Source organism: Thioalkalivibrio sp. ALE22 (assembly GCF_000381445.1).
Taxonomy (GTDB): domain Bacteria; phylum Pseudomonadota; class Gammaproteobacteria; order Ectothiorhodospirales; family Ectothiorhodospiraceae; genus Thioalkalivibrio.
On record NZ_KB906504.1, the window covers coordinates 20157 to 38935 of the forward strand.

Genomic DNA, 18779 nt, shown 5'->3' on the forward strand with positions numbered 1-18779 from the left:
TGGCGACATGGCCTTCAGACCGCATGCACGGCCTCGCCATCCGGCCTGTCAGGCTCCACCCGACCGGACAACGCCGCCGGGGCCAGCGCCGGCGCGTGTTCCAGGACGGCCGCCACGGTGTGGAAGGATCCGAACACCACCACCCTGCCCCGTGGCCCGGCGCGGCGCGCGGCCTCGCTGAGCGCACCATCGACGCCGTCCACGCGACATACCGGCCCCTGCCCGGCCGCTTCCAGCTCGTCGGCGAGCAACCCGGCCGGCAACGCCCGCGGCAGATCCAGCGGAACCGGGACCCAGGCATCGACAAGGCCTTCCAGCAGGGGCCACATGGCCGTCCGCTCCTTGTCCGCCATCACCGCCACGAGCGCGACTACCGGGCCATCGACCGGGTGTGCCTCCAGCCAGCGCGCCAGTTCCCCAACCGCATGGAGGTTATGGGCCACGTCCAGCAGCCATTCCGGCGTGCCCCGTAGCCGTTGCAGGCGGCCCGGCGCCGAAATCTCCAGCGCCTGGCGGACCACGGCTTCGGTCAGGCCCGCGCCCCGTCCCAGGCTCTCGACCACCGCCAGCGCGGTGGCCGTGTTCAGCAATGCCGCGCCGTCGATCCGGGCGCCCACGCCCGCGAGCCGCCATTCGTGAGACTGCCCCTGCCAGACCCACTGCAGCGCCGCCCCGGACCGCGTCAGGGTGAAGTCACGCCCGCTGCGAACGGCCCGCGCCCCCAGGTGGTCGGCATGCGCCAGCACGCTGGCGGGCGGCTCCGGTTCGCCCAGCACCACCGGCCGTCCGGCGCGCATCACGCCGGCCTTCTCGCGCCCGATCGCCTCGCGGCTGTCACCCAGCCAGGTCTGATGATCCAGGTCCACCGCAGTGATCGCGGCGACATCGGCATCCCAGATATTGACCGCATCCAGGCGCCCGCCCAGTCCGACCTCCAGCACCTGCACGGCGACCCCGGCATCACGGAACAGCCAGGCCGCCGCCAGCGCGCCAAACTCGAAATAGGTCAGGGAATCATCGCCACGGGCCTGGTCGACGGCCTCGAACGCCCGGCACAGGGCGCTGTCGGAGAGGGGGTCACCGTCGATGCGGATGCGTTCGTTGTAGCGCAGCAGGTGCGGAGAGGTGAACAGGCCGACCTTCAGGCCCTGGGCCTGCAGCAGGGCCGCGGTACGCGTGGCGACCGTGCCCTTGCCATTGGTGCCGGCCACGATCACCGTGCGCGGCCCATCGGTATCCCGCAGGCCGAGGCGGTCAGCCACCAGCGCAATGCGCTCGAGTGTCAGGTCCATACCCACGGGGTGGAGCTGTTCCTGGAAGGAGAGCCACTCCGCCAGGGTCGCGAAACGCATCGGCCGCCTCAGGAGGAACGCGGCGGGTCGACGCGTTCCACATCCGCCCCGTTCTCGGGGCTGATCACCTCGACGGCCCCCTCGGCATCCTCCTCACCCGCATCGGACCCGGGCGCCGGCCCGTGCGTCAGCATGCCCAGCACCGTCGCCAGACGGCTGCGCATGTCGCGGCGGTCCACGATCATGTCGATCGCACCGTGCTCCAGCAGGAACTCCGATCGCTGAAAACCTTCCGGCAGGGTCTCGCGCACGGTCTGCTGGATCACGCGCGGTCCGGCAAAGCCGATCAGCGCGTTCGGCTCGGCCACGTTGAGATCGCCCAGCATCGCCAGGCTGGCCGAGACGCCGCCCATGGTCGGATCCGTCATCACCGAGATGAACGGGATGCGCTCTTCCTGCAGGCGCGCCAGCACCGCACTGGTCTTGGCCATCTGCAGCAACGAGAACAGCGCCTCCTGCATACGCGCCCCACCAGAGGCGCTGAAGCACACCAGCGGGATGCCCTGCTCCAGGGAGCGATTGGCCCCGCGCACGAAGCGCTCGCCCACCGCGGAGCCCATGGAGCCCCCCATGAAGCGGAAATCGAAGGCGGAGGCCACCAGCGGGCGGCCCAGCAACTGCCCCTGCATGACCACCAGGGCGTCACGCTCGCCGGTGGCCTTCTGGGCGGCCACCAGGCGATCCTTGTACTTCTTGGAATCGCGGAATTTCAGCACATCCGAGGATTCGATATCGGCCGCGATCTCCTCGCGGCCCTCGGCATCCAGGAAGGTCTCGAGCCGCCGACGGGCGCTCATCCGGCGGTGATGGCCGCACTTCGGGCAGACGTCGAGATTGCGCTCCACCTCGGGGCGGTACAGCGTCGCGTCACAGCCCTCGCAGCGGACCCACAGGCCCTCCGGGACCCCGCGCTTGGTCGCGTTGTCGGTGCGGATGCGCGAAGGCATCAACTTCTCGAACCAGCTCATGCCGTCTCCCCGTCGTCCGAATCGGCGCCGCGCATTCTACACCGTGGCCGCCACGCCCGGGGAGCGCGCCGCATCCATGGCACTGCGCATCTCCCGGACCACGGCCGCCGCGGCCCGGGCGAAACCGTCGCCGTCCCCGTCGTGCTCCTCGGCCAGGCGCACGATCGCGCTGCCCACCACCACGGCATCGGCGACCCGCGCCACCTGTGCAGCGGTCTCGGCATCGCGGATGCCGAAGCCCACCCCCAGCGGCAGCCCGGTGTGCCGTCGCAGACCGTCCAGACGCGCGGACAGGGCCGAGACATCCAGGCTCTGCGAGCCGGTCACGCCCTTCAGGGACACGTAGTACACGAAGCCGCGGGCGGCCCGCGCCACATGGTCGATACGCGTCTCCGAGGTGGTCGGCGCGATCAGGAAGATCGGATCGATCCCGGACTGTTCCAGCAACCCGACCACGTCCTCGCTTTCCTCCGGCGGCAGGTCCACCGTCAGAAGCCCGTCGAGCCCGGCCGCCTGTGCGGTCTCGGCAAAGGCGTCGTAACCCATGCGTTCCACCGGGTTCAGATAGCCCATCAGCACCACGGGCGTGGTGGTGTCGGACTTGCGAAACTCGGCCACCATCGCCAGCACGTCGCGCAAGCCGGTGCCGAAGCGCAGCGCGCGTTCGCAGGCCTTCTGGATCACCGGACCATCGGCCATCGGATCCGAGAACGGCACCCCCAGCTCGATCAGGTCGGCCCCGGCCTCCACCAGCGCGTGCATCAGGGGCACGGTCGCGCCCGGCTCCGGGTCGCCGGCCGTCACATAGGGAATCAACGCGGCGCGATTCTGTTCGCGCAGTTCCGCAAAGCGCTGCTCGATTCGGCTCATAGCGTAATCCCCTCGCGTTCGGCCACGGTGTTCAGGTCCTTGTCGCCGCGCCCGGACAGATTGATGATGATGCTCTGGTCAGCGCGCATCTCGGGGGCCAGGTCCAGCACATGGGCAATCGCGTGACTGGTCTCCAGCGCCGGGATGATCCCCTCGGTGCGGGTCAGGCGGTGGAACCCGGCCAGGGCCTGATCATCGGTCACCGACACGTAATCGACCCGGCCGATGTCCTTGAGCCACGCATGCTCCGGCCCCACGCCCGGGTAGTCGAGCCCCGCCGAGACCGAGTGCGTGCCGATGATCTGGCCGTTCTCGTCCTCCATCAGATAGGTCCGGTTGCCATGCAGCACGCCCGGCTGGCCCGCGCACAATGGCGCGGAATGCCGGCCCGTCTCGACCCCGTCACCGCCGGCCTCGACCCCGATCATCGCCACCGACTCATCGCCCAGGAACGGATGGAACAGCCCGATCGCGTTGGATCCCCCGCCCACGCAGGCCACCAGGGTATCCGGCAGCTTGCCGGTCATTGCCAGATGCTGCTCGCGCGCCTCGCGACCAATCACCGCCTGAAAGTCGCGCACCATCGCCGGATAGGGGTGTGGACCGGCCACCGTACCGATGATGTAGAAGGTGTCGTCGACGTTGGTCACCCAGTCGCGCATCGCCTCGTTCAGGGCATCCTTCAGCGTGCGCGTGCCGGATTTGACCCCCACCACCTCGGCGCCCAGCAGGCGCATGCGATAGACGTTCTGGGACTGCCGCCGGGTGTCCTCCTCGCCCATGTAGATCACGCATTCCAGCCCCAGACGCGCGGCCACGGTCGCGGTCGCCACCCCGTGCTGACCAGCGCCGGTCTCGGCAATGATCCGCTTCTTGCCCAGCTTCTTCGCCAGCAGCGCCTGCCCGATGGTGTTGTTCACCTTGTGCGCACCGGTGTGGTTCAGGTCCTCGCGCTTCAGGTAGATCTGCGCGCCGCCGAGCTCCCGCGACAGGCGCTCGGCGTGATACAGCGGGTTCGGCCGTCCGACGAACTGCTTCAGGTCGTGGTCCAGTTCCGCCATGAACTCGGGATCCCCGATGTAGCGCTCGTAGACCTGCTGCAGTTCATCGAGCGCGCCCATCAGCGTCTCGGACACGAAGCGCCCGCCATACGGACCGAAATGTCCGCGGGCATCCGGGAATGCCGCCCAGTCAATCTTGTTCATCAGTCTCCACCTCGCATTGGCGCACGGCCCGCACGAAGGCCTGCATGCGCCGTGCATCCTTGACCCCGGGCGCGGATTCCACCCCGGAACTCACATCGACCCCGTACGGGCGCAGGTGTTCCAGCGCCTCCCGCACCGAGTCTGCATCCAGTCCCCCGGCCAGCAGCCACGGCCGCTCCAGGGCATCGGGCACACGCTGCCAGTCGAAGCGATGCCCCGAGCCGCCGCTGCGCCCGCCACCGTGGCTGTCCAGGAGAAACCCCTGGGCATCGGGATGCGCGTCCATCGCCGGGCGCGGATCGTCCCCGTCCCCCATCGCGATCGCCTTCAGGTAGGGTCGCCCGAAACGCGCGCAGGCCGTCGCGCTCTCGTGCCCGTGAAACTGCAGGCAGTCCAGTCCTGCCGTCCGCAGGACCTGTTCCACACGCGCAGGCTCGGGGTCCACGAACAACCCCACCGTAGTCACGAACGGCGGCAGCGCGGCCGCAATCGCCGCCGCCTGCGCCGGCTCCACGGCCCGCCGGCTCGGGGCGTGAAACACCAGCCCGATCGCATCCGCCCCGGCCCGAGCCGCGGCAAGCGCCTGCTCCACCGTGGTGATTCCGCAGATCTTGACCCTGTAGCGCATGCCCGCCATCTCGAAAAACGCAGTCGCAAGCCTACCAGAACCCGGGCGCAGGCCCGGCTTTCCCGTAATCACCCCGCCCCATTCCCCGGAACGCCATCGACGGCCGGTCCGGCGGCCAGCGGCAGCGCAAACTCCGAGGGGTAGTCGACATGCACGAAATAAAGCCCGCCCGCCGGGGCCGTGATACCAGAAGCCCGGCGATCCCGCGCCGCCAGCACCTCCAGGGGCCAGTCCGGATCGGCCCGGCCGTCCCCGACCGCCAGCAGCACACCGGCGATGTTCCGCACCATATGGTGCAGAAAGGCATTCGCATGAACATCAAGGACCACGTAATGCCCCTGGCGGCGTACCGACAGCGAATGCACGCAGCGCACCGGCGATTTCGCCTGGCATGCCGCCGCCCGAAGGCTGCTGAAGTCCTGCTCGCCAACGAAGGCCTGGCCGGCCTGATGCATCCGTTCGGCGTCCAGTGGTCGGCGCCACCAGGACACCCGCCCCGCCTCCAGCGCCGGTCGAATCTCGCGGTTCGCGATCACATAGCGATAGCGCCGCCCGAACGCGCTGAACCGCGCATGGAAGGTCGCGGGCACCGCCTGCGCCCAGGTCACCGCAATCGCGTCCGGGAGGCGGCCGTTGGCCCCCAGAATCCACGCATGGGGCTCGCGCCGGGCCGGCGTATCGAAATGCACCACCTGTGCCGTGGCATGCACCCCCGCATCCGTGCGCCCGGCACAGACCAGTTCCACCGAATGATTCGCCACGAACCCCAGCGCTGCCTCCAGATGCCCCTGGACACTGGGGCCATCCTTCTGGCGCTGCCAGCCCAGCAGCCCGCGTCCGTCGTATTCCACGCCAAGCGCCCAGCGCTGGGGTGCCATCGCGTCCGCATCGGCCCCGGGCGTCGCGACTCCGCCATGCACGCGTTCTCGCTCGCTATTCAATCCAGCCCCCCAACAAAGCCGCCCAGACCAACATCACGCCCCCCCAGAGCCAGGCCAGGCCCCACCAGGGCACGCCTCCCTCCGCATTTCCAGCGTCCGCCTCCCAGGCCTCCGGTTGCAGCTCCGCCCCCCCCGCCAGCGCCTGGTCCAGCCGCTCAACCAGCCACTCCCGGACCGCCAGCAGCCGTGCGCCGCGGGATCCACGCAGGCCTGCGCGACGCTGCTCGACGGCGGCCTTCTCGTCCTCGAACAAGGCCAGTGCCAGGAACAGCCGCCGAGCGAAGCGCTCGCCCCAGCCCCCCAGTACCTGGCGCGGCCCGCCCAGGAGCGCACCAAGCGCGCCCACCAGCGCCGATCGCGAGAACCGCCCCGTCAACCACACCACCAGCACGACCACGAGCATCAGCGCGACAATCCGCCAGCCCGCCTCCTGCAGCCCCTGAAACGCATCTCCCGTTTCGGCCGGCCACAGCCCGTAAAACACGGCAAGCGACAGATAAAACCACTTGAGCCGCAGCATCAGTCGACCCGCGCGCCGCCACTCCACGCCACCCATCAGTCCCAGCCCAGCGCACAGGCCGGCCACCAGGCCGACCACCAGCGGATCCGCCGGCACCAGAGCCGCCGAGGCGGCCACAACACCCAGGATCGCCAACCCGGCGGCTGCAACCTCCCGCGAACCGGAGGGCACGATGTTGGATCGTTCGACAGGGGTCACGCGCCTGGGCTCCTCGAAACCAAAAGGCCCCGCCCGGAGCGCCTCCGGGCGGGGCCGTACACTGCAAGCCAGCAGATGCAATCCGTTGCTGGAGGGCCGGCTCTACCCCGAGGATCAGGAGCCCTGGATCTGGCTCCGGATCGCCTCGGCCTCCTGCTTCTGCTCGTCCGTGCCGGAGGCGAGGACCTCGTCGATCAGCTCCTGCGCCCCTTCCGCATCGCCCATATCGGCATAGGCCTGCGCCAGGCTCAGGCGGGTCACGTTTTCGTCGTCTCCGGTCCCTGCCTCATCCCCGGCCGCCGCCGACGGTTCACCCGGAACCTGCAGATCCTCGTCCATCGACAGACCGCTGTCCTCGGTTTCGCCGCTGTCCCCGCCGCTGGCCGGCGCATCCAGATCCGGCAGTTCACTTTCGTCCAGATCGAACGACAGGTCATTCAGGTCGTCACCGGACACGGCTTCATCGCGCTCGGCCTCGGCCGCCGAGGCCAGGTCCTCCTCGAGGTTCTCGTCAATGTCGAACGAGAGGCCCTCATCGTCGCCCGCCGGGGTGCCTTCGGTCGCCTCCGAGGTGTCCGACACCTCGACGTCCGGGAGGTCCAGCCCGGAGAAGTCGATCTCGTTGCTGTCCGCGTCGGCATCGGCAGCGTCCGAGTCGTCGCCCGCAACCGCGTCGTCCAGCGAATCGGCCGGAGCATCTCCCGCCGAACCCGCGGAACTCCCGAGACGAGATTCCAGCTCCGAAAGACGATCGCGCATCTCGTCGTCGTCCGGCCCCAGACGCTCGCGCAGGGCATTCGCGGCCTCGCGCGCACCCGCCTCGTCTTCCAGCGCGGCATGGGCCTCGACCAGCTTCAGCCGGTACTGCTTGTTGTCCGGACTGGTTTCGAGCGCTGCGTTCAGCGTCTCGACGGCCTGATCATTCATGCCGTAGGCCAGGCATACATCCACCTCGGCCAGGACGTCGTCCATGCCTGCCGCACCCTCGCTGGTGCTGGCAACCACGACTTCCCCGACCTCTTCCTCCGGTTCGGCCGGCGGATGCGCGGATTCCTCCTGCGTGGTTTCGGTCTCGTCGTCGGATCGGGCCGCGGCAGCCCCCATGATGGTCCCGGCCGCGGCGCCGGTCGCCGCACCGGCCATCGCCGAATGCGAACCTTCGGTGTGGTCCACTTCCTTCGCCTCATAGCCGGCCGATTCGACGCCGGACGCCTGAACCTTGCTGTTGTCGGCGCGCGGCTGCAAGCCGGCACCCCGTTCGTCCACCATCACCTCGCGGCGGCCGCCGCGTGCAAAGGCCAGCAGTACCAGCAGCAGCAGGACCACCAGTGCGATCGCCATCATCAGCAACAGCGGGTCATTCATAATGCGCTCGTGCAGCGGTGCGTTCCGCTCCGCATCGGCGCGATCCAGGCGGGTACGCAGCTGTTCGCGCTCGGCGCGAAGCTGGCTCAGCTGCTCCTCGAGTTCGGCCATGTTCTCGCTGGAGATCTCGGCCAGACGACCGCGTTCCCCGAGTTCTTCGCGCAGTTCGGAGAGCTCCTCGCGCATCCCCTCCATCTCGGCGCGCTGGGACAACAGCGCCTCCTGGAGCAGTTCCTCGGAACCTCCCTGCGCCACACCGGCTTCAGCGTCTTCCGGCAGCAGATCGGCCACGATCTCCAGGCGGTCCTCCACCCCTTCGTCGGCGACCGACTCCTCGGCAACCGCGGGATCATCCTCGGCCGCCGCCGTATCGGTGTCAGCGACTGCAGCGGCGTCATCCTCCGCCGCTGCCTCGGACTCTTCGGCCGCGACCGTCTCTTCGTCCTCGACGGCGGCCGCGTCGTCCTCCAGCGCCACGTCATCTTCGGCGGCGGCCACGGCGTCATCGGCCGGTGCCGGCTCGGGCTCTTCCCGCGCGGCGCGCGTAGACGCCTGCCACGAGCGGGTCTGGTCGGCCACCTCGGCGCGCGCCGCAGCGGCGCTGCGGGCCTCCAGTTGCTCGCGCGACGGCGTGCGCAGCTCGGCGTCCGCCCGGAGTGCGTTGATATTGTTCCCGATAAAGGCCTGGGGATTGGCATCCAGGAAGGCGAGCATGGCCTGCTCGTCGCTGTAACCGGAGATCCCGCTGCGGCGCACGATCGCGTAGAGCGTATCGCCACTGCGAACCTGGAGGGTTTCACCGGCGCGGGGGGTGCGTGGTGCCGCGGCGTCGGCCTGGCTCACAGAAGGTGCCGAGGCCCCGGACGGCATGGTCCCGGGCGGGTCCAGCAGCAGGGAGACCTCTCGCATGGCACGCCCTCCATCCCAGCGCGCCTCCAGCAAAATCCCGACGTACGGTTCGCGCACCGGCCGGCGGGTGGTCAGGATCACGCGATCGCCATCCAGCTGGATGTTCAGGTCACCCGGAACACTCCCTCGGTTGAGACCGGCACGGCGGTACGCATCCTCGGACGCCTGGCGAATGCGGAGGGAGTCCGCGACCCCCGAGGCGCCGCGCAAGGGAATCTCCGCCCGCAAGGGCTGGTTCAGGAAGGATTGCAGGTTGACTTCACCAAAGCCCACGGAGCTTGACGACGCCGGGGCCACCAGCAGCAAGAACAAAAACCCAACCAGAAACTTGCGCACGAATTCCCCCTGAAAGTGCCGCGTGGCCTAAACGCCCCCGCCAGTACGGCTGGCGACCCCCTGGCCACGAATGTGCCGGGCCGATGCCCGGCGTTTTCCCGGATTAAATCACAGGTAATCGCGGATCAAAACCTCCGCGATCTGGATTGTGTTCAGCGCAGCCCCCTTGCGCACGTTGTCCGAGACTACCCACAGGTCCAGCCCGCGCGGGTGCGAGATGTCCTCGCGGATACGCCCGACGAACACGGCGTCCTTGCCGGAACCCTCGGTCACGGCGGTCGGATAGCCCCCGTCCTCGTGCTTGTCGAGCACCGTGATCCCCGGCGCGGCGGACAGGATCTCGCGGGCCTTTTCCGCACTGATCTTCTCGCGGGTCTCGATATGCAGGGCCTCGGAATGGCCGTAGAACACCGGGATGCGCACCGCGGTCGGGTTCACCAGGATGGACTCGTCGCCCATGATCTTGCGGGTCTCCCAGACCATCTTCATCTCTTCCTTGGTGTAGCCGTTGTCCTGGAAGACATCGATGTGCGGCAGCGCGTTGAACGCGATCTGCTTGGGATAGACGTTGCACTCCACCGGGCGGCCGTTCAGCAGTGCCGCCGTCTGGTGGGCCAGTTCCTCGATCGCATCCTTGCCGGTGCCGGAGACGGCCTGGTAGGTGGCGACGTTGATGCGCTCGATGCCCACCGCGTCGTGCAGCGGCTTCAGCGCCACCAGCATCTGGATGGTGGAGCAGTTCGGATTCGCGATGATCCCGTGGCGCGTGTAGTCCCCCACCGCGTCCGGGTTGACCTCCGGCACCACCAGCGGGATCTCCGGGTCGTAGCGAAACTGCGAGGTGTTGTCGATCACCACGCAGCCGGCCGCAGCCGCCTTGGGCGCGTACTCCGCGGACACCGAGGCCCCCGGAGAGAACAGCCCGATCTGCACGGTGGAGAAGTCGAAGGTCGCCAGGTCCTCGACCTCCAGCTCGCGCCGGCCGAAGGCGACCGTCTTGCCCACCGAACGCGAACTGGCCAGCGCATGGACTCGCCCGATCGGCAGGTCGCGCTCCGCCAGGATGGAGAGCAGGGTCTCGCCGACGGCCCCGGTTGCGCCCACCACGGCCACGTCAAACTTGCGATCACTCATCGTTCATTCCCGGTTTAATTTTAATCTTCAAGCTACTGATATTTGGTTATTCATCCAGCGCGGCCACCAGGGCATCACCCATCCCCTGGGTGCCGACCAGCGTCATGCCCTCGCCGAAGATATCCGGCGTGCGCAGACCCTGATCCAGCACCCGGCCCACGGCCTGCTCGATACGCTCGGCCAGGTCATTGCGGTTCAGGCTGTGGCGCAGCAGCATCGCGACGGACAGCACGGTGGCCATCGGATTGGCTTTACCCTGCCCGGCGATATCCGGCGCGGAGCCGTGGATCGGCTCGTACAGACCGACCCCCTCGCTGTTCAGCGAGGCCGAGGGCAGCATGCCGATGGAGCCGGTCAGCATGGCCGCGGCATCGGACAGGATGTCGCCGAACATGTTGCCGGTGACCATCACGTCAAACTGCTTGGGATCGCGCACCAGCTGCATGGCCGCGTTGTCCACATACATGTGAGACAGCTCGACCTCGGGGAATTCCTTCCCGACGCGCTCGACCACCTCGCGCCACAGCTCCGAGACCTCGAGCACATTGGCCTTGTCCACCGAGCACAGGCGCTTGCCGCGCTTCATCGCGGACTCGAAACCAACCCGCGCGATGCGTTCGATCTCCGATTCGCTGTAGGCGGCGGTATTGAAGCCATAGCGCTCGCCGTTACGCTCCTCGATCCCGCGCGGCTGGCCGAAGTAGATCCCGCCAGTCAGCTCGCGCACGATCAGGATATCCAGCCCGCTGACCACCTCCGGCTTCAGCGTGGAGGCCGAGGCCAGCTGCGGATACAGGATCGCCGGGCGCAGGTTCGCGAACAGGCCCAGGTCCGAACGGATGCCCAGCAGCCCGCGCTCGGGGCGGAGATCACGTTCCAGCGATTCGTACTGCGGGCCGCCGACCGCACCCAGCAGGATCGCGTCTGCGCGGCGCGCCGCCTCGCGGGTGGCCTCCGGGTAGGGATGCCCGGCCGCATCATGCGCCGCGCCCCCGATCAGGCCCTGCTCGATCTCCAGATCCAGCCCGCCGATCTCGCCCACACGCTCCAGCACCTTCAGCGCCTCGGCCACGATCTCGGGCCCGATCCCGTCCCCGGGCAATACCAGAATTCGGCTCACAAACCTCTCCTAACCATCAGATCAATCGAATCTCTTCTCTACCTGTAGGAGGCCAGCCCCCTGGCCGATGGGGCGCCAGGACAGGCCCAATCGGCCAGAGGGCTGGCCTCCTACAAGGGGCACCATTCAGCCCTGCGAGTGCTCCGCCATCCAGGGCCACTCGCGGCGCTGGCGCTCCTCAAAGGCGCGGATGTCATCGGCGTACTGCAACGTCAGGGCGATATCATCCAGGCCGTTCAGCAGGCGGTGGCGCCGGTCCTCGTCAAGCGTGAAACGGAATACGGTACCGTCCGGCGCCGTTACGGTCATCTCTTCCAGGTTCACCTCGACCTGTGCGCCCGGGTTCGCCTCGACCTGCTCGAACAGTGCCTGCACCTCGTCCTCGGCCAGCACCACCGGCAGAAGTCCGTTTTTGCAGCTGTTGGAGAAGAAGATATCCGCGAACGACGGCGCGATCACCGCGCGAAAACCGAAATCGGTCAGCGCCCATACCGCGTGCTCGCGCGAGGAGCCGCAGCCGAAGTTCTTGCGTGCCAGCAGGATGCTTGCCTGGTCGAACGGCGCCTGGTTGAGCACGAAATCCGGGTTGATACGGCGCTGCGAGCTGTCCATGCCGGGCTCGCCCGGGTCCAGGTAGCGCCAGTCGTCAAAGGCATTGGGCCCGAAGCCCGTACGCTTGACCGACTTCAGGTACTGCTTCGGGATAATCGCGTCGGTGTCGACATTGGAGCGATCCAGCGGCGCGACAATCCCCTTGTGTACGGTAAAGGCCTGCATCGCTTACGCCTCCTTCAGTGCCGACGGTTCGACGAAGTGCCCGGCCACGGCGGCCGCGGCGGCCAGCGCCGGGCTGACCAGATGGGTACGCCCGCCCTGCCCCTGACGGCCCTCGAAGTTGCGGTTCGAGGTCGAGGCGCAGCGTTCGCCCGGCTCCAGCCGGTCCGCGTTCATCGCCAGGCACATGGAACACCCCGGCTCGCGCCACTCGAAGCCGGCATCCAGGAAGATCCGGTCCAGCCCTTCCTGCTCCGCCTGCTGCTTCACCAGCCCGGAGCCCGGCACCACCATCGCCAGCTTGATGTTGTCGGCCTTCCTGCGGCCCTTGACCACCTCGGCGGCCGCGCGCAGGTCCTCGATCCGCGAATTCGTGCAGGAGCCGATGAACACCTTGTCCGGACGGATCTCGGTCATCGGCGTGTTCGGCTGCAAATCCATGTACGCCAGCGCCCGCTGCATGCCCTCGGCGCGCACCGGATCGGACTCGGCCGCCGGGTCCGGCACGCGGCCGTCGATCGGCGCGACCATCTCCGGCGAGGTGCCCCAGCTCACCTGCGGGGCGATCTCGGCGGCATCCATCTCCACCACCGCGTCGAACTGGGCATCGGGGTCTGAGACCAGCGTGCGCCAGTACTCGGCGGCCTGTTCGAACAGCTCGCCCGTCGGCGCCTGCGGCTTGTTGCGCACATACTCGATGGTCTTCTCGTCCACCGCGACCATGCCCGCGCGGGCCCCGGCCTCGATGGACATGTTGCAGATGCTCATGCGGCCCTCGACCGACAGGCTGCGGATCGCCGAGCCGGCGAACTCGATCGCATAGCCGGTGCCACCGGCGGTACCGATACGGCCGATGATCGCCAGCACCACATCCTTGGCGGTCACGCCCGGGCGCAGCTCGCCCTCCACGCGGATCTGCATGGCCTTGGTCTTCTTCTGCCACAGGCACTGCGTGGCCAGCACATGCTCGACCTCGGAGGTGCCGATGCCGAAGGCCAGCGCGCCCAGCGCGCCGTGGGTGGAGGTATGCGAGTCACCGCAGACGACCGTCATGCCCGGCAGGGTCGCCCCCTGCTCGGGGCCGATCACATGCACGATGCCCTGGCGCACGTCCGCCATCGGGAAGAACTTCAGCCCCAGGCTCGTGACATTGCTCTCCAGCGTCTCCACCTGGGTGCGCGACACCGGATCCTCGATTCCGCGGTCGCGATTGGCAGTGGGCACATTGTGGTCCGGCACCGCCAGCACGGAATCCCCGCGCCAGGGCTTGCGCCCGGCCAGACGCAGACCCTCGAAGGCCTGCGGGCTGGTCACCTCGTGCACCAGGTGGCGGTCGATGTAGAGCAGCGTCGAGCCATCCGGCTCCTCGCGCACCACATGCGCCTCCCACAGCTTGTCATACAGTGTCTTGCCTGCCATTACCTGCTCCCGCGGCCGAGCCGCGATGTTCCAGCCATATTTTCGGTGAGCGCCCGCCAAAGCCCCCTGTAGGAGGCCAGCCCTCTGGCCGATGGGCCCCGACGTCGGATCGGCCAGAGGGCTGGCCTCCTACAGACGAGCGGCACCACCGCATTGCCAGTCTGCGGCCGCCCTTACATTCTTTCAAATCCGATTTATTATCTTTATCATTCCATATGGTTATGGATTGGCGATGCGGAGTCGCATCAGTCAGCCGGTCATTATCCCACGGAGGCGATAGATGCGCCCGGAACAGCTAAGCATCGAGTCCCTGCAGGCCTTCGTGGCGGTGGTCGATACCGGGGCCTTTTCCGCCGCGGCCGAGCGGCTGCACCTGACCCAGCCGGCGATCAGCAAGCGCATCCAGTCGCTGGAGGCCACGCTGCAGCGCCCTCTGTTCGAGCGCCAGGGGCGCCGCGTGCGCCCCACCGAGGTTGCCGAACGCCTGCTGCCGGAGGCCCGCGAGATCCTGGCCCGTCTGCGCGCGATCGAGCAGCAGGTGGCCGACCTCGATCAGGTCGTCCGGGGCCGCATCCGTCTGGCCACCTCGCACCACATCGCCCTGCACCGCCTGCCCGGACCGCTGGCAAGCCTGCGCACCCGCTACCCCGAACTGGAGCTGGAACTGGCCTTCATGGATTCCGAGGCGGGCATCGAGGCGGTGATGCACGGCGACGCCGACCTGGCCCTGGCCACCCTGCCCGAGGATCTGCCCAAGAGTGCCGAGGCCCACACCGTCTGGACCGACGACCTGGTCCCGATGATCGCCCGCGACCGCGCCCGGGATGCCCCGCAGGACACCCTGCAGCGCCTGCACGACTGGCCGGCGATCCTGCCGCCGGTGGACTCCACCACCCGCCGCCAGATCGACCAGGCCCTGGCCGCACAGGGCCTGCGCCCCGCCGCCGCCCAGGAGAGCCCGTACCTGGAGGTCATCCGCATGATGATCGCCGCCGGCCTCGGCATCGGCTTCCTCCCCCGCACCATGGCCACCGACGAGCTGACCATCCTCGAATGGCCCGCCCCACGCATCACCCGCCAGCTCGGCTGGGTCCGCCACGCGGACCGCTACCGCTCGCGTACCCTCGAGGCAGTCATCGAGGAATTGCATAACGGGGTGGATCAGGAGCCTCCGGGCCTTATCGATCTCTAGGTTCGAGTCGACTAGGCAAGTCCATTGCATCATGGAGCACACGCAATAGCTCCACACAACGGGGGTTGTCGGATGCGGGCCGGAAAACGAGCATGTGTCGGCCTTTCCGACCTGCTCGTGCGACATGGAGCGTGCAGATACCCGGACCGATATCCTCGCGGCTGCGCACAGTCGGGATGGCGGGCCCGCCCTGCAATGCCCTGATCGCCGCGGAAAGGGTACCGGCATAGGCACGGGCCTGTTGCTCGCCAAAGTGCTCCGCCGTCCACGAAACAACCTCCCGGAGATCCTGCTCGGCACGCGCCGCAAGACGGACAGTCCATTGTCCGGATGATTCGTTCACGGCTTATCTCTTCGCGATGGCCTGTTCGGTCAGTGCCTGCAAATGCGCCTCAAGGACGCGCTCCGTATCGAGTTCGGTGTAGCGGCCTGCCTCGACGTCCGCAATACCTTCCGCAGTCGCCCGCCGCAGGGCTTCCAGACGCGCCTCCTGCTCCCGCTCACGAGCCTCTACGAGGCGGAGCCCGTCACGCAGAACCTCGCTGGCGTTCTGGTAGCGCCCGGATCGAACCAGCTGCTCCACAAACCCGCTTTGCTCCGGCGTCAGGACAATGTTTCGGGTGGGCATGATCAACCTCCGTCCATCATTATTGGCAGTTTATGCCAAGGACAGTGGACGATCCAGCCGCCGCCCCGCGACATGCCCTTTCTCTACGGGCATCGCACTCGACAAAGCGAGCACTGCGATCCGGGACACCGGCAACCGAGCCTTGCCGGCATCAGGCGCGGGCGGCCTCGCGGGGGAGCAGGGAGGAGATCATCCAGGTGGCAAAGATGAACGCCGTGGAGGCGATCAGCGCGCCTTCCAGGCCCCAGACCATGAAGATGGCGCCGGAGGCGACGGTGCCGACCAGGCGGCCGCCGGCGTTGGCCATGTAGTAGAAGCCGACCTTCATGGCGACCCGGTCGGCGTCGGCGTAGTCGAGGATCAGGAAGGAGTGCACGGCGGAGTTGATCGCAAAGACCACGCCGAACACGCCCAGCCCGACCATCAGCACCCAGGCCGGGTCCAGCCCCGTCTCCAGGCCGATCACGATGCCGATGGGCAGCAGCATCAGAATGAACGCCCAGAGCCGCGCCGTCAGGCCGGTCGGGTGCACACCGCCCTTGCCCAGCAGGCGCGGCACCGACGCCTGCACGATGCCGTAGCCGATCACCCACAGCGCCAGGAACGCGCCCACCTGCATGTGGTTCCAGTCAAGTGTCGCGCTGAGGAATACCGGCAAGGCGACCACGAACCAGACATCACGTGCGCCGAACAGGAAGAACCGCGCGGCCGAGAGCACGTTGATCGCGGCGGAGTTGGAGAACATCTGGGTGAATTTCGGCTTGCCCCCGACCTTCCCCAGCCCGCGCGGCAGGCCGACGATGGAGAACAGCATCACCACCGCCAGCATCCCGGCCAGGATCACCAGCGCCATCTGGAATCCGACCGAGTACAGCAGCGCGCCGCCGACGAAGAAGCCCACCCCCTTCAGCGCGTTCTTCGAGCCGGTGAGCACCGCGACCCAGCGAAACAGCCGCCCTTCCCCGTCGCCGGCCACCAGCTTCACGCCGGACTTCGCACTCATCTTGTTGAGGTCCTTGGCGATCCCGGACAGGGCCTGCGCGAACATCACGTAGGCCACGCCCAGCCAGGCCTCGGGCACCGTGAGCATCAGCAGCGCCGCAACCTGCAACAAGGTCCCGCCGATCATCGTCGTGTTCACCCCCAGCCGCGCGGCCAGCCAGCCGCCGGTCAGGTTGGTGATCACCCCGAACAGCTCGTAGAACAGGAACAGGAACGCGATCTCCAGCGGGCTGTAGCCCAACTGGTGGAAGAACAACACGACCAGCATGCGGATCGCGCCGTCGGTGACGGTAAACGCCCAGTAATTCGCGGTGATGCGCGCGTAGGCGCCCAGCCCCAGGGTGGGCGGTGCGTTCGGCGTTTCGGCCGGGCTGCTCATTCGTCCTACACGCCCTGCTCGGCCACGCGCGCGACCAGTTCGACCAGCCGGTTGGCATAGCCCCATTCGTTGTCGTACCAGGCCAGCACCTTCACCTGCGTCCCATCCACCACCATCGTCGACTGCGCATCGACAATGGACGAGCGCGGGTCGGTGCGGAAGTCGCTGGAGACCAGCGGGCGTTCCTCAAAGCCCAGGATGCCGGCGAGTTCGCCCGCGGCCGCCGAGCGCAGCAGTTCGTTCACCTCCTCCGCGGAGGTCTCGCGCGCCGCCTCGAAGGTGAAGTCTGTCAGCGAGGCATTCATCAGCGGCACGCGCACCGCATGGCCGTTCAGCCGTCCGTTCAGTTCGGGGAAGATGTCACCGATCGCCTTCGCCGAGCCGGTAGTGGTCGGGATCAGGTTCAGCCCGGCCGCACGGGCCCGGCGCAGATTGTCGCGCGGCAGATCCACAGGCGACTGCGTGGCGGTCATGTCGTGTACCGTCAGGATCGTCCCGTGGCGGATCTCCAGGGCCGGGTGCAGCACCTTGACCAGGGGCGCCAGGCAGTTGGTGGTGCAGGAGGCAGCGGTGACCACATGGTGCCGCGCCGGATCGTAGGCCGCATCGTTGACGCCCATCACCACGTTCAGCGCCCGCTCGTCCTTCACCGGAGCCGCGACGACCACACGCCGGGCCCCACGGTCGAAGTGCGGCTGCAGGGTCTCCATGGTGCGGAAGGCGCCGCTGGCATCGATCACGATATCCACACCGGACTCGGCCCAGGGCACCTGCCCCGGCTCGCCCAGCTGCGTGTGGCGCAGGCTGCGGCCATCGATCTGCAGGGCGTCCGGCTCGGCCTGGATGCCGTGATCCCAGCGCCCATGCACCGAATCGAACTCCAGCAGGTGTCCGGTAACCGTACCGTCCGCCGCGACCTCGTTCAGGTGCACGATCTCGAGATCGTCCCGATCCCAGGCCGCGCGCAGCGCCAGGCGGCCAATCCGCCCCATGCCATTGATGCCAACTCGTACGGCCATGACGCCCTCCCGCGAAAAATCGCGTCAGGATACTCCGCCCACATGACCAACGCATGACACCCGGCCGCTGCAAAGCCCGGTTCCACCACGAAGCTCACGAAGGCACGAAGAAGGTCAAGATCAAGGGCGATTCACAGGAAGGTTGGAAGACTGGAAGAGGGGCTGGATGGGCAAACAGCATTGCGTCTCGCCCGAGCCAATCAACGAAAACCCTTCCATCCTTCCCTTCTTCCTGTGAATCGCCTTTGACCTTGTTCGTGGTGCCGATCAGTTGAGCCAGACGATGCCGGCGTTGAGGTAGATGGCGAAGCCGACCCACAGCAGGTAGGGCACCAGCAGCGCGCCGGCGATGCGGTCGATGCGCCAGAAGGCGATCAGCGTGGCGAGGATCAGCGGCCATAGGATCAGGATCTCGGCGAGCGCCAGATCCGGGCGCTGCAGGCCGAAGAAGAGCACCGACCAGCCCAGGTTCAGGGCGAGTTGCGCCAGGAACAGACCCAGCGCGACCGGCGCCCCGGTCAGGCCCACGCGGCGCCACACATGCCACGCCGCCAGCCCCATCAGCCCGAACAGCACGCTCCAGACCGGGCCGAACACCGCATCCGGCGGATTCAACGGCGGCCGGGCCAGGGTTGGGTACCAGTCGGCCACCGAAAGACTGGTGGCCCAGCCACCCAGCCCCGCCACGGCAAACACCAGTACCATCCAGGCCAGCAGCCCGAGCATGTCCCCACCGAAAGAGCGCCGTCGCGGACGCGATGCATGGGCCGTATCGCCTGTCATTACAGAATTCTCCTCGAGATTCGCGGTCGCATGGCAG

The 18779-nt window shown here is 67.9% G+C and carries 18 protein-coding genes; 1 reads left to right on the forward strand and 17 read right to left on the reverse strand.

What is annotated here, in order from left to right:
- Positions 1-14 precede the first annotated feature (14 nt).
- The 12 genes from folC to leuC all read right to left on the reverse strand — a co-directional run bounded on the left by folC (position 15) and on the right by leuC (position 13739).
- Positions 15-1352, reverse strand: a complete 1338-nt coding sequence (gene folC, locus F793_RS0107485) for a bifunctional tetrahydrofolate synthase/dihydrofolate synthase (protein ID WP_018882182.1) — start codon at positions 1350-1352, stop codon at positions 15-17.
- An 8-nt stretch (positions 1353-1360) separates the two neighbouring features.
- The gene (gene accD, locus F793_RS0107490; protein WP_018877510.1) at positions 1361-2320 is read right to left on the reverse strand and encodes an acetyl-CoA carboxylase, carboxyltransferase subunit beta; all 960 of its coding nucleotides are present in this window, start codon (positions 2318-2320) and stop codon (positions 1361-1363) included.
- 36 nt (positions 2321-2356) lie between these two features.
- The gene (gene trpA, locus F793_RS0107495) at positions 2357-3190 is read right to left on the reverse strand and encodes a tryptophan synthase subunit alpha (RefSeq protein WP_018867056.1); all 834 of its coding nucleotides are present in this window, start codon (positions 3188-3190) and stop codon (positions 2357-2359) included.
- On the reverse strand, positions 3187-4395 hold the full coding sequence (trpB, locus tag F793_RS0107500; RefSeq protein ID WP_018867057.1) for a tryptophan synthase subunit beta: 1209 nt from the start codon (positions 4393-4395) through the stop codon (positions 3187-3189). The genes trpA and trpB overlap by 4 nt, the downstream gene beginning before the upstream one ends.
- The gene (locus tag F793_RS0107505) at positions 4382-5023 is read right to left on the reverse strand and encodes a phosphoribosylanthranilate isomerase (protein ID WP_026280852.1); all 642 of its coding nucleotides are present in this window, start codon (positions 5021-5023) and stop codon (positions 4382-4384) included. The genes trpB and F793_RS0107505 overlap by 14 nt, the downstream gene beginning before the upstream one ends.
- A 68-nt stretch (positions 5024-5091) precedes the next feature.
- Positions 5092-5901 carry a tRNA pseudouridine(38-40) synthase TruA gene (gene truA, locus F793_RS0107510; RefSeq protein WP_018882184.1) on the reverse strand — a complete coding sequence of 270 codons (810 nt, stop codon included), beginning with the start codon at positions 5899-5901 and terminating at the stop codon, positions 5092-5094.
- Between the two features lie 55 nt (positions 5902-5956).
- On the reverse strand, positions 5957-6619 hold the full coding sequence (locus F793_RS0107515) for a hypothetical protein (protein ID WP_018882185.1): 663 nt from the start codon (positions 6617-6619) through the stop codon (positions 5957-5959).
- Between the two features lie 177 nt (positions 6620-6796).
- Positions 6797-9292 (reverse strand): FimV/HubP family polar landmark protein, encoded by a 2496-nt coding sequence (locus tag F793_RS0107520; RefSeq protein WP_018882186.1) that lies wholly within the window; start codon positions 9290-9292, stop codon positions 6797-6799.
- A 108-nt stretch (positions 9293-9400) separates the two neighbouring features.
- Positions 9401-10426, reverse strand: coding sequence for an aspartate-semialdehyde dehydrogenase (locus F793_RS0107525; RefSeq protein WP_018882187.1), 1026 nt, complete (start codon positions 10424-10426; stop codon positions 9401-9403).
- Positions 10427-10472: 46 nt separating this feature from the next.
- Positions 10473-11546: a 3-isopropylmalate dehydrogenase gene (leuB, locus tag F793_RS0107530; protein WP_196799887.1), complete on the reverse strand. Its 1074-nt coding sequence runs from the start codon at positions 11544-11546 to the stop codon at positions 10473-10475.
- Positions 11547-11672: 126 nt separating this feature from the next.
- The gene (gene leuD / locus F793_RS0107535) at positions 11673-12323 is read right to left on the reverse strand and encodes a 3-isopropylmalate dehydratase small subunit (protein ID WP_018882189.1); all 651 of its coding nucleotides are present in this window, start codon (positions 12321-12323) and stop codon (positions 11673-11675) included.
- A gap of 3 nt (positions 12324-12326) precedes the next feature.
- Positions 12327-13739: a 3-isopropylmalate dehydratase large subunit gene (leuC, locus tag F793_RS0107540; protein WP_018882190.1), complete on the reverse strand. Its 1413-nt coding sequence runs from the start codon at positions 13737-13739 to the stop codon at positions 12327-12329.
- Between the two features lie 280 nt (positions 13740-14019).
- On the opposite strand from leuC, the gene F793_RS0107545 reads away from it, so the two are divergent.
- Positions 14020-14931, forward strand: a complete 912-nt coding sequence (locus F793_RS0107545; protein ID WP_018882191.1) for a LysR family transcriptional regulator — start codon at positions 14020-14022, stop codon at positions 14929-14931.
- Here the strand turns inward: F793_RS0107545 and F793_RS14255 are convergent.
- The 5 genes from F793_RS14255 to F793_RS0107565 form a co-directional block, all read right to left on the reverse strand.
- Positions 14918-15274 (reverse strand): type II toxin-antitoxin system RelE/ParE family toxin, encoded by a 357-nt coding sequence (locus F793_RS14255; RefSeq protein WP_081618674.1) that lies wholly within the window; start codon positions 15272-15274, stop codon positions 14918-14920. The genes F793_RS0107545 and F793_RS14255 overlap by 14 nt on opposite strands.
- Before the next feature lie 3 nt (positions 15275-15277).
- Positions 15278-15559, reverse strand: coding sequence for a type II toxin-antitoxin system ParD family antitoxin (locus F793_RS0107550; protein WP_018875646.1), 282 nt, complete (start codon positions 15557-15559; stop codon positions 15278-15280).
- 151 nt (positions 15560-15710) lie between these two features.
- Complete coding sequence (arsJ, locus tag F793_RS0107555; RefSeq protein ID WP_018882192.1) at positions 15711-16940, reverse strand: organoarsenical effux MFS transporter ArsJ; 1230 nt, start codon at positions 16938-16940, stop codon at positions 15711-15713.
- A gap of 5 nt (positions 16941-16945) precedes the next feature.
- The gene (locus F793_RS0107560) at positions 16946-17959 is read right to left on the reverse strand and encodes an ArsJ-associated glyceraldehyde-3-phosphate dehydrogenase (RefSeq protein WP_018867069.1); all 1014 of its coding nucleotides are present in this window, start codon (positions 17957-17959) and stop codon (positions 16946-16948) included.
- 267 nt (positions 17960-18226) lie between these two features.
- On the reverse strand, positions 18227-18742 hold the full coding sequence (locus F793_RS0107565) for a TspO/MBR family protein (protein WP_196799888.1): 516 nt from the start codon (positions 18740-18742) through the stop codon (positions 18227-18229).
- Positions 18743-18779 lie beyond the last annotated feature (37 nt).

Excerpts from the sequence above, each read along its gene's own strand:
- folC (WP_018882182.1), bottom strand. The coding sequence starts at position 1,352 with ATGCGTTTCGCGACCCTGGCGGAGTGGCTCTCCTTCCAGGAACAGCTC.
- accD (WP_018877510.1), bottom strand. The coding sequence starts at position 2,320 with ATGAGCTGGTTCGAGAAGTTGATGCCTTCGCGCATCCGCACCGACAAC.
- trpA (WP_018867056.1), bottom strand. The coding sequence starts at position 3,190 with ATGAGCCGAATCGAGCAGCGCTTTGCGGAACTGCGCGAACAGAATCGC.
- trpB (WP_018867057.1), bottom strand. The coding sequence starts at position 4,395 with ATGAACAAGATTGACTGGGCGGCATTCCCGGATGCCCGCGGACATTTC.
- F793_RS0107505 (WP_026280852.1), bottom strand. The coding sequence starts at position 5,023 with ATGCGCTACAGGGTCAAGATCTGCGGAATCACCACGGTGGAGCAGGCG.
- truA (WP_018882184.1), bottom strand. The coding sequence starts at position 5,901 with ATGGCACCCCAGCGCTGGGCGCTTGGCGTGGAATACGACGGACGCGGG.
- F793_RS0107525 (WP_018882187.1), bottom strand. The coding sequence starts at position 10,426 with ATGAGTGATCGCAAGTTTGACGTGGCCGTGGTGGGCGCAACCGGGGCC.
- leuD (WP_018882189.1), bottom strand. The coding sequence starts at position 12,323 with ATGCAGGCCTTTACCGTACACAAGGGGATTGTCGCGCCGCTGGATCGC.
- leuC (WP_018882190.1), bottom strand. The coding sequence starts at position 13,739 with ATGGCAGGCAAGACACTGTATGACAAGCTGTGGGAGGCGCATGTGGTG.
- F793_RS0107545 (WP_018882191.1), top strand. The coding sequence starts at position 14,020 with ATGCGCCCGGAACAGCTAAGCATCGAGTCCCTGCAGGCCTTCGTGGCG.
- F793_RS0107550 (WP_018875646.1), bottom strand. The coding sequence starts at position 15,559 with ATGCCCACCCGAAACATTGTCCTGACGCCGGAGCAAAGCGGGTTTGTG.
- arsJ (WP_018882192.1), bottom strand. The coding sequence starts at position 16,940 with ATGAGCAGCCCGGCCGAAACGCCGAACGCACCGCCCACCCTGGGGCTG.
- F793_RS0107560 (WP_018867069.1), bottom strand. The coding sequence starts at position 17,959 with ATGGCCGTACGAGTTGGCATCAATGGCATGGGGCGGATTGGCCGCCTG.
- F793_RS0107565 (WP_196799888.1), bottom strand. The coding sequence starts at position 18,742 with ATGACAGGCGATACGGCCCATGCATCGCGTCCGCGACGGCGCTCTTTC.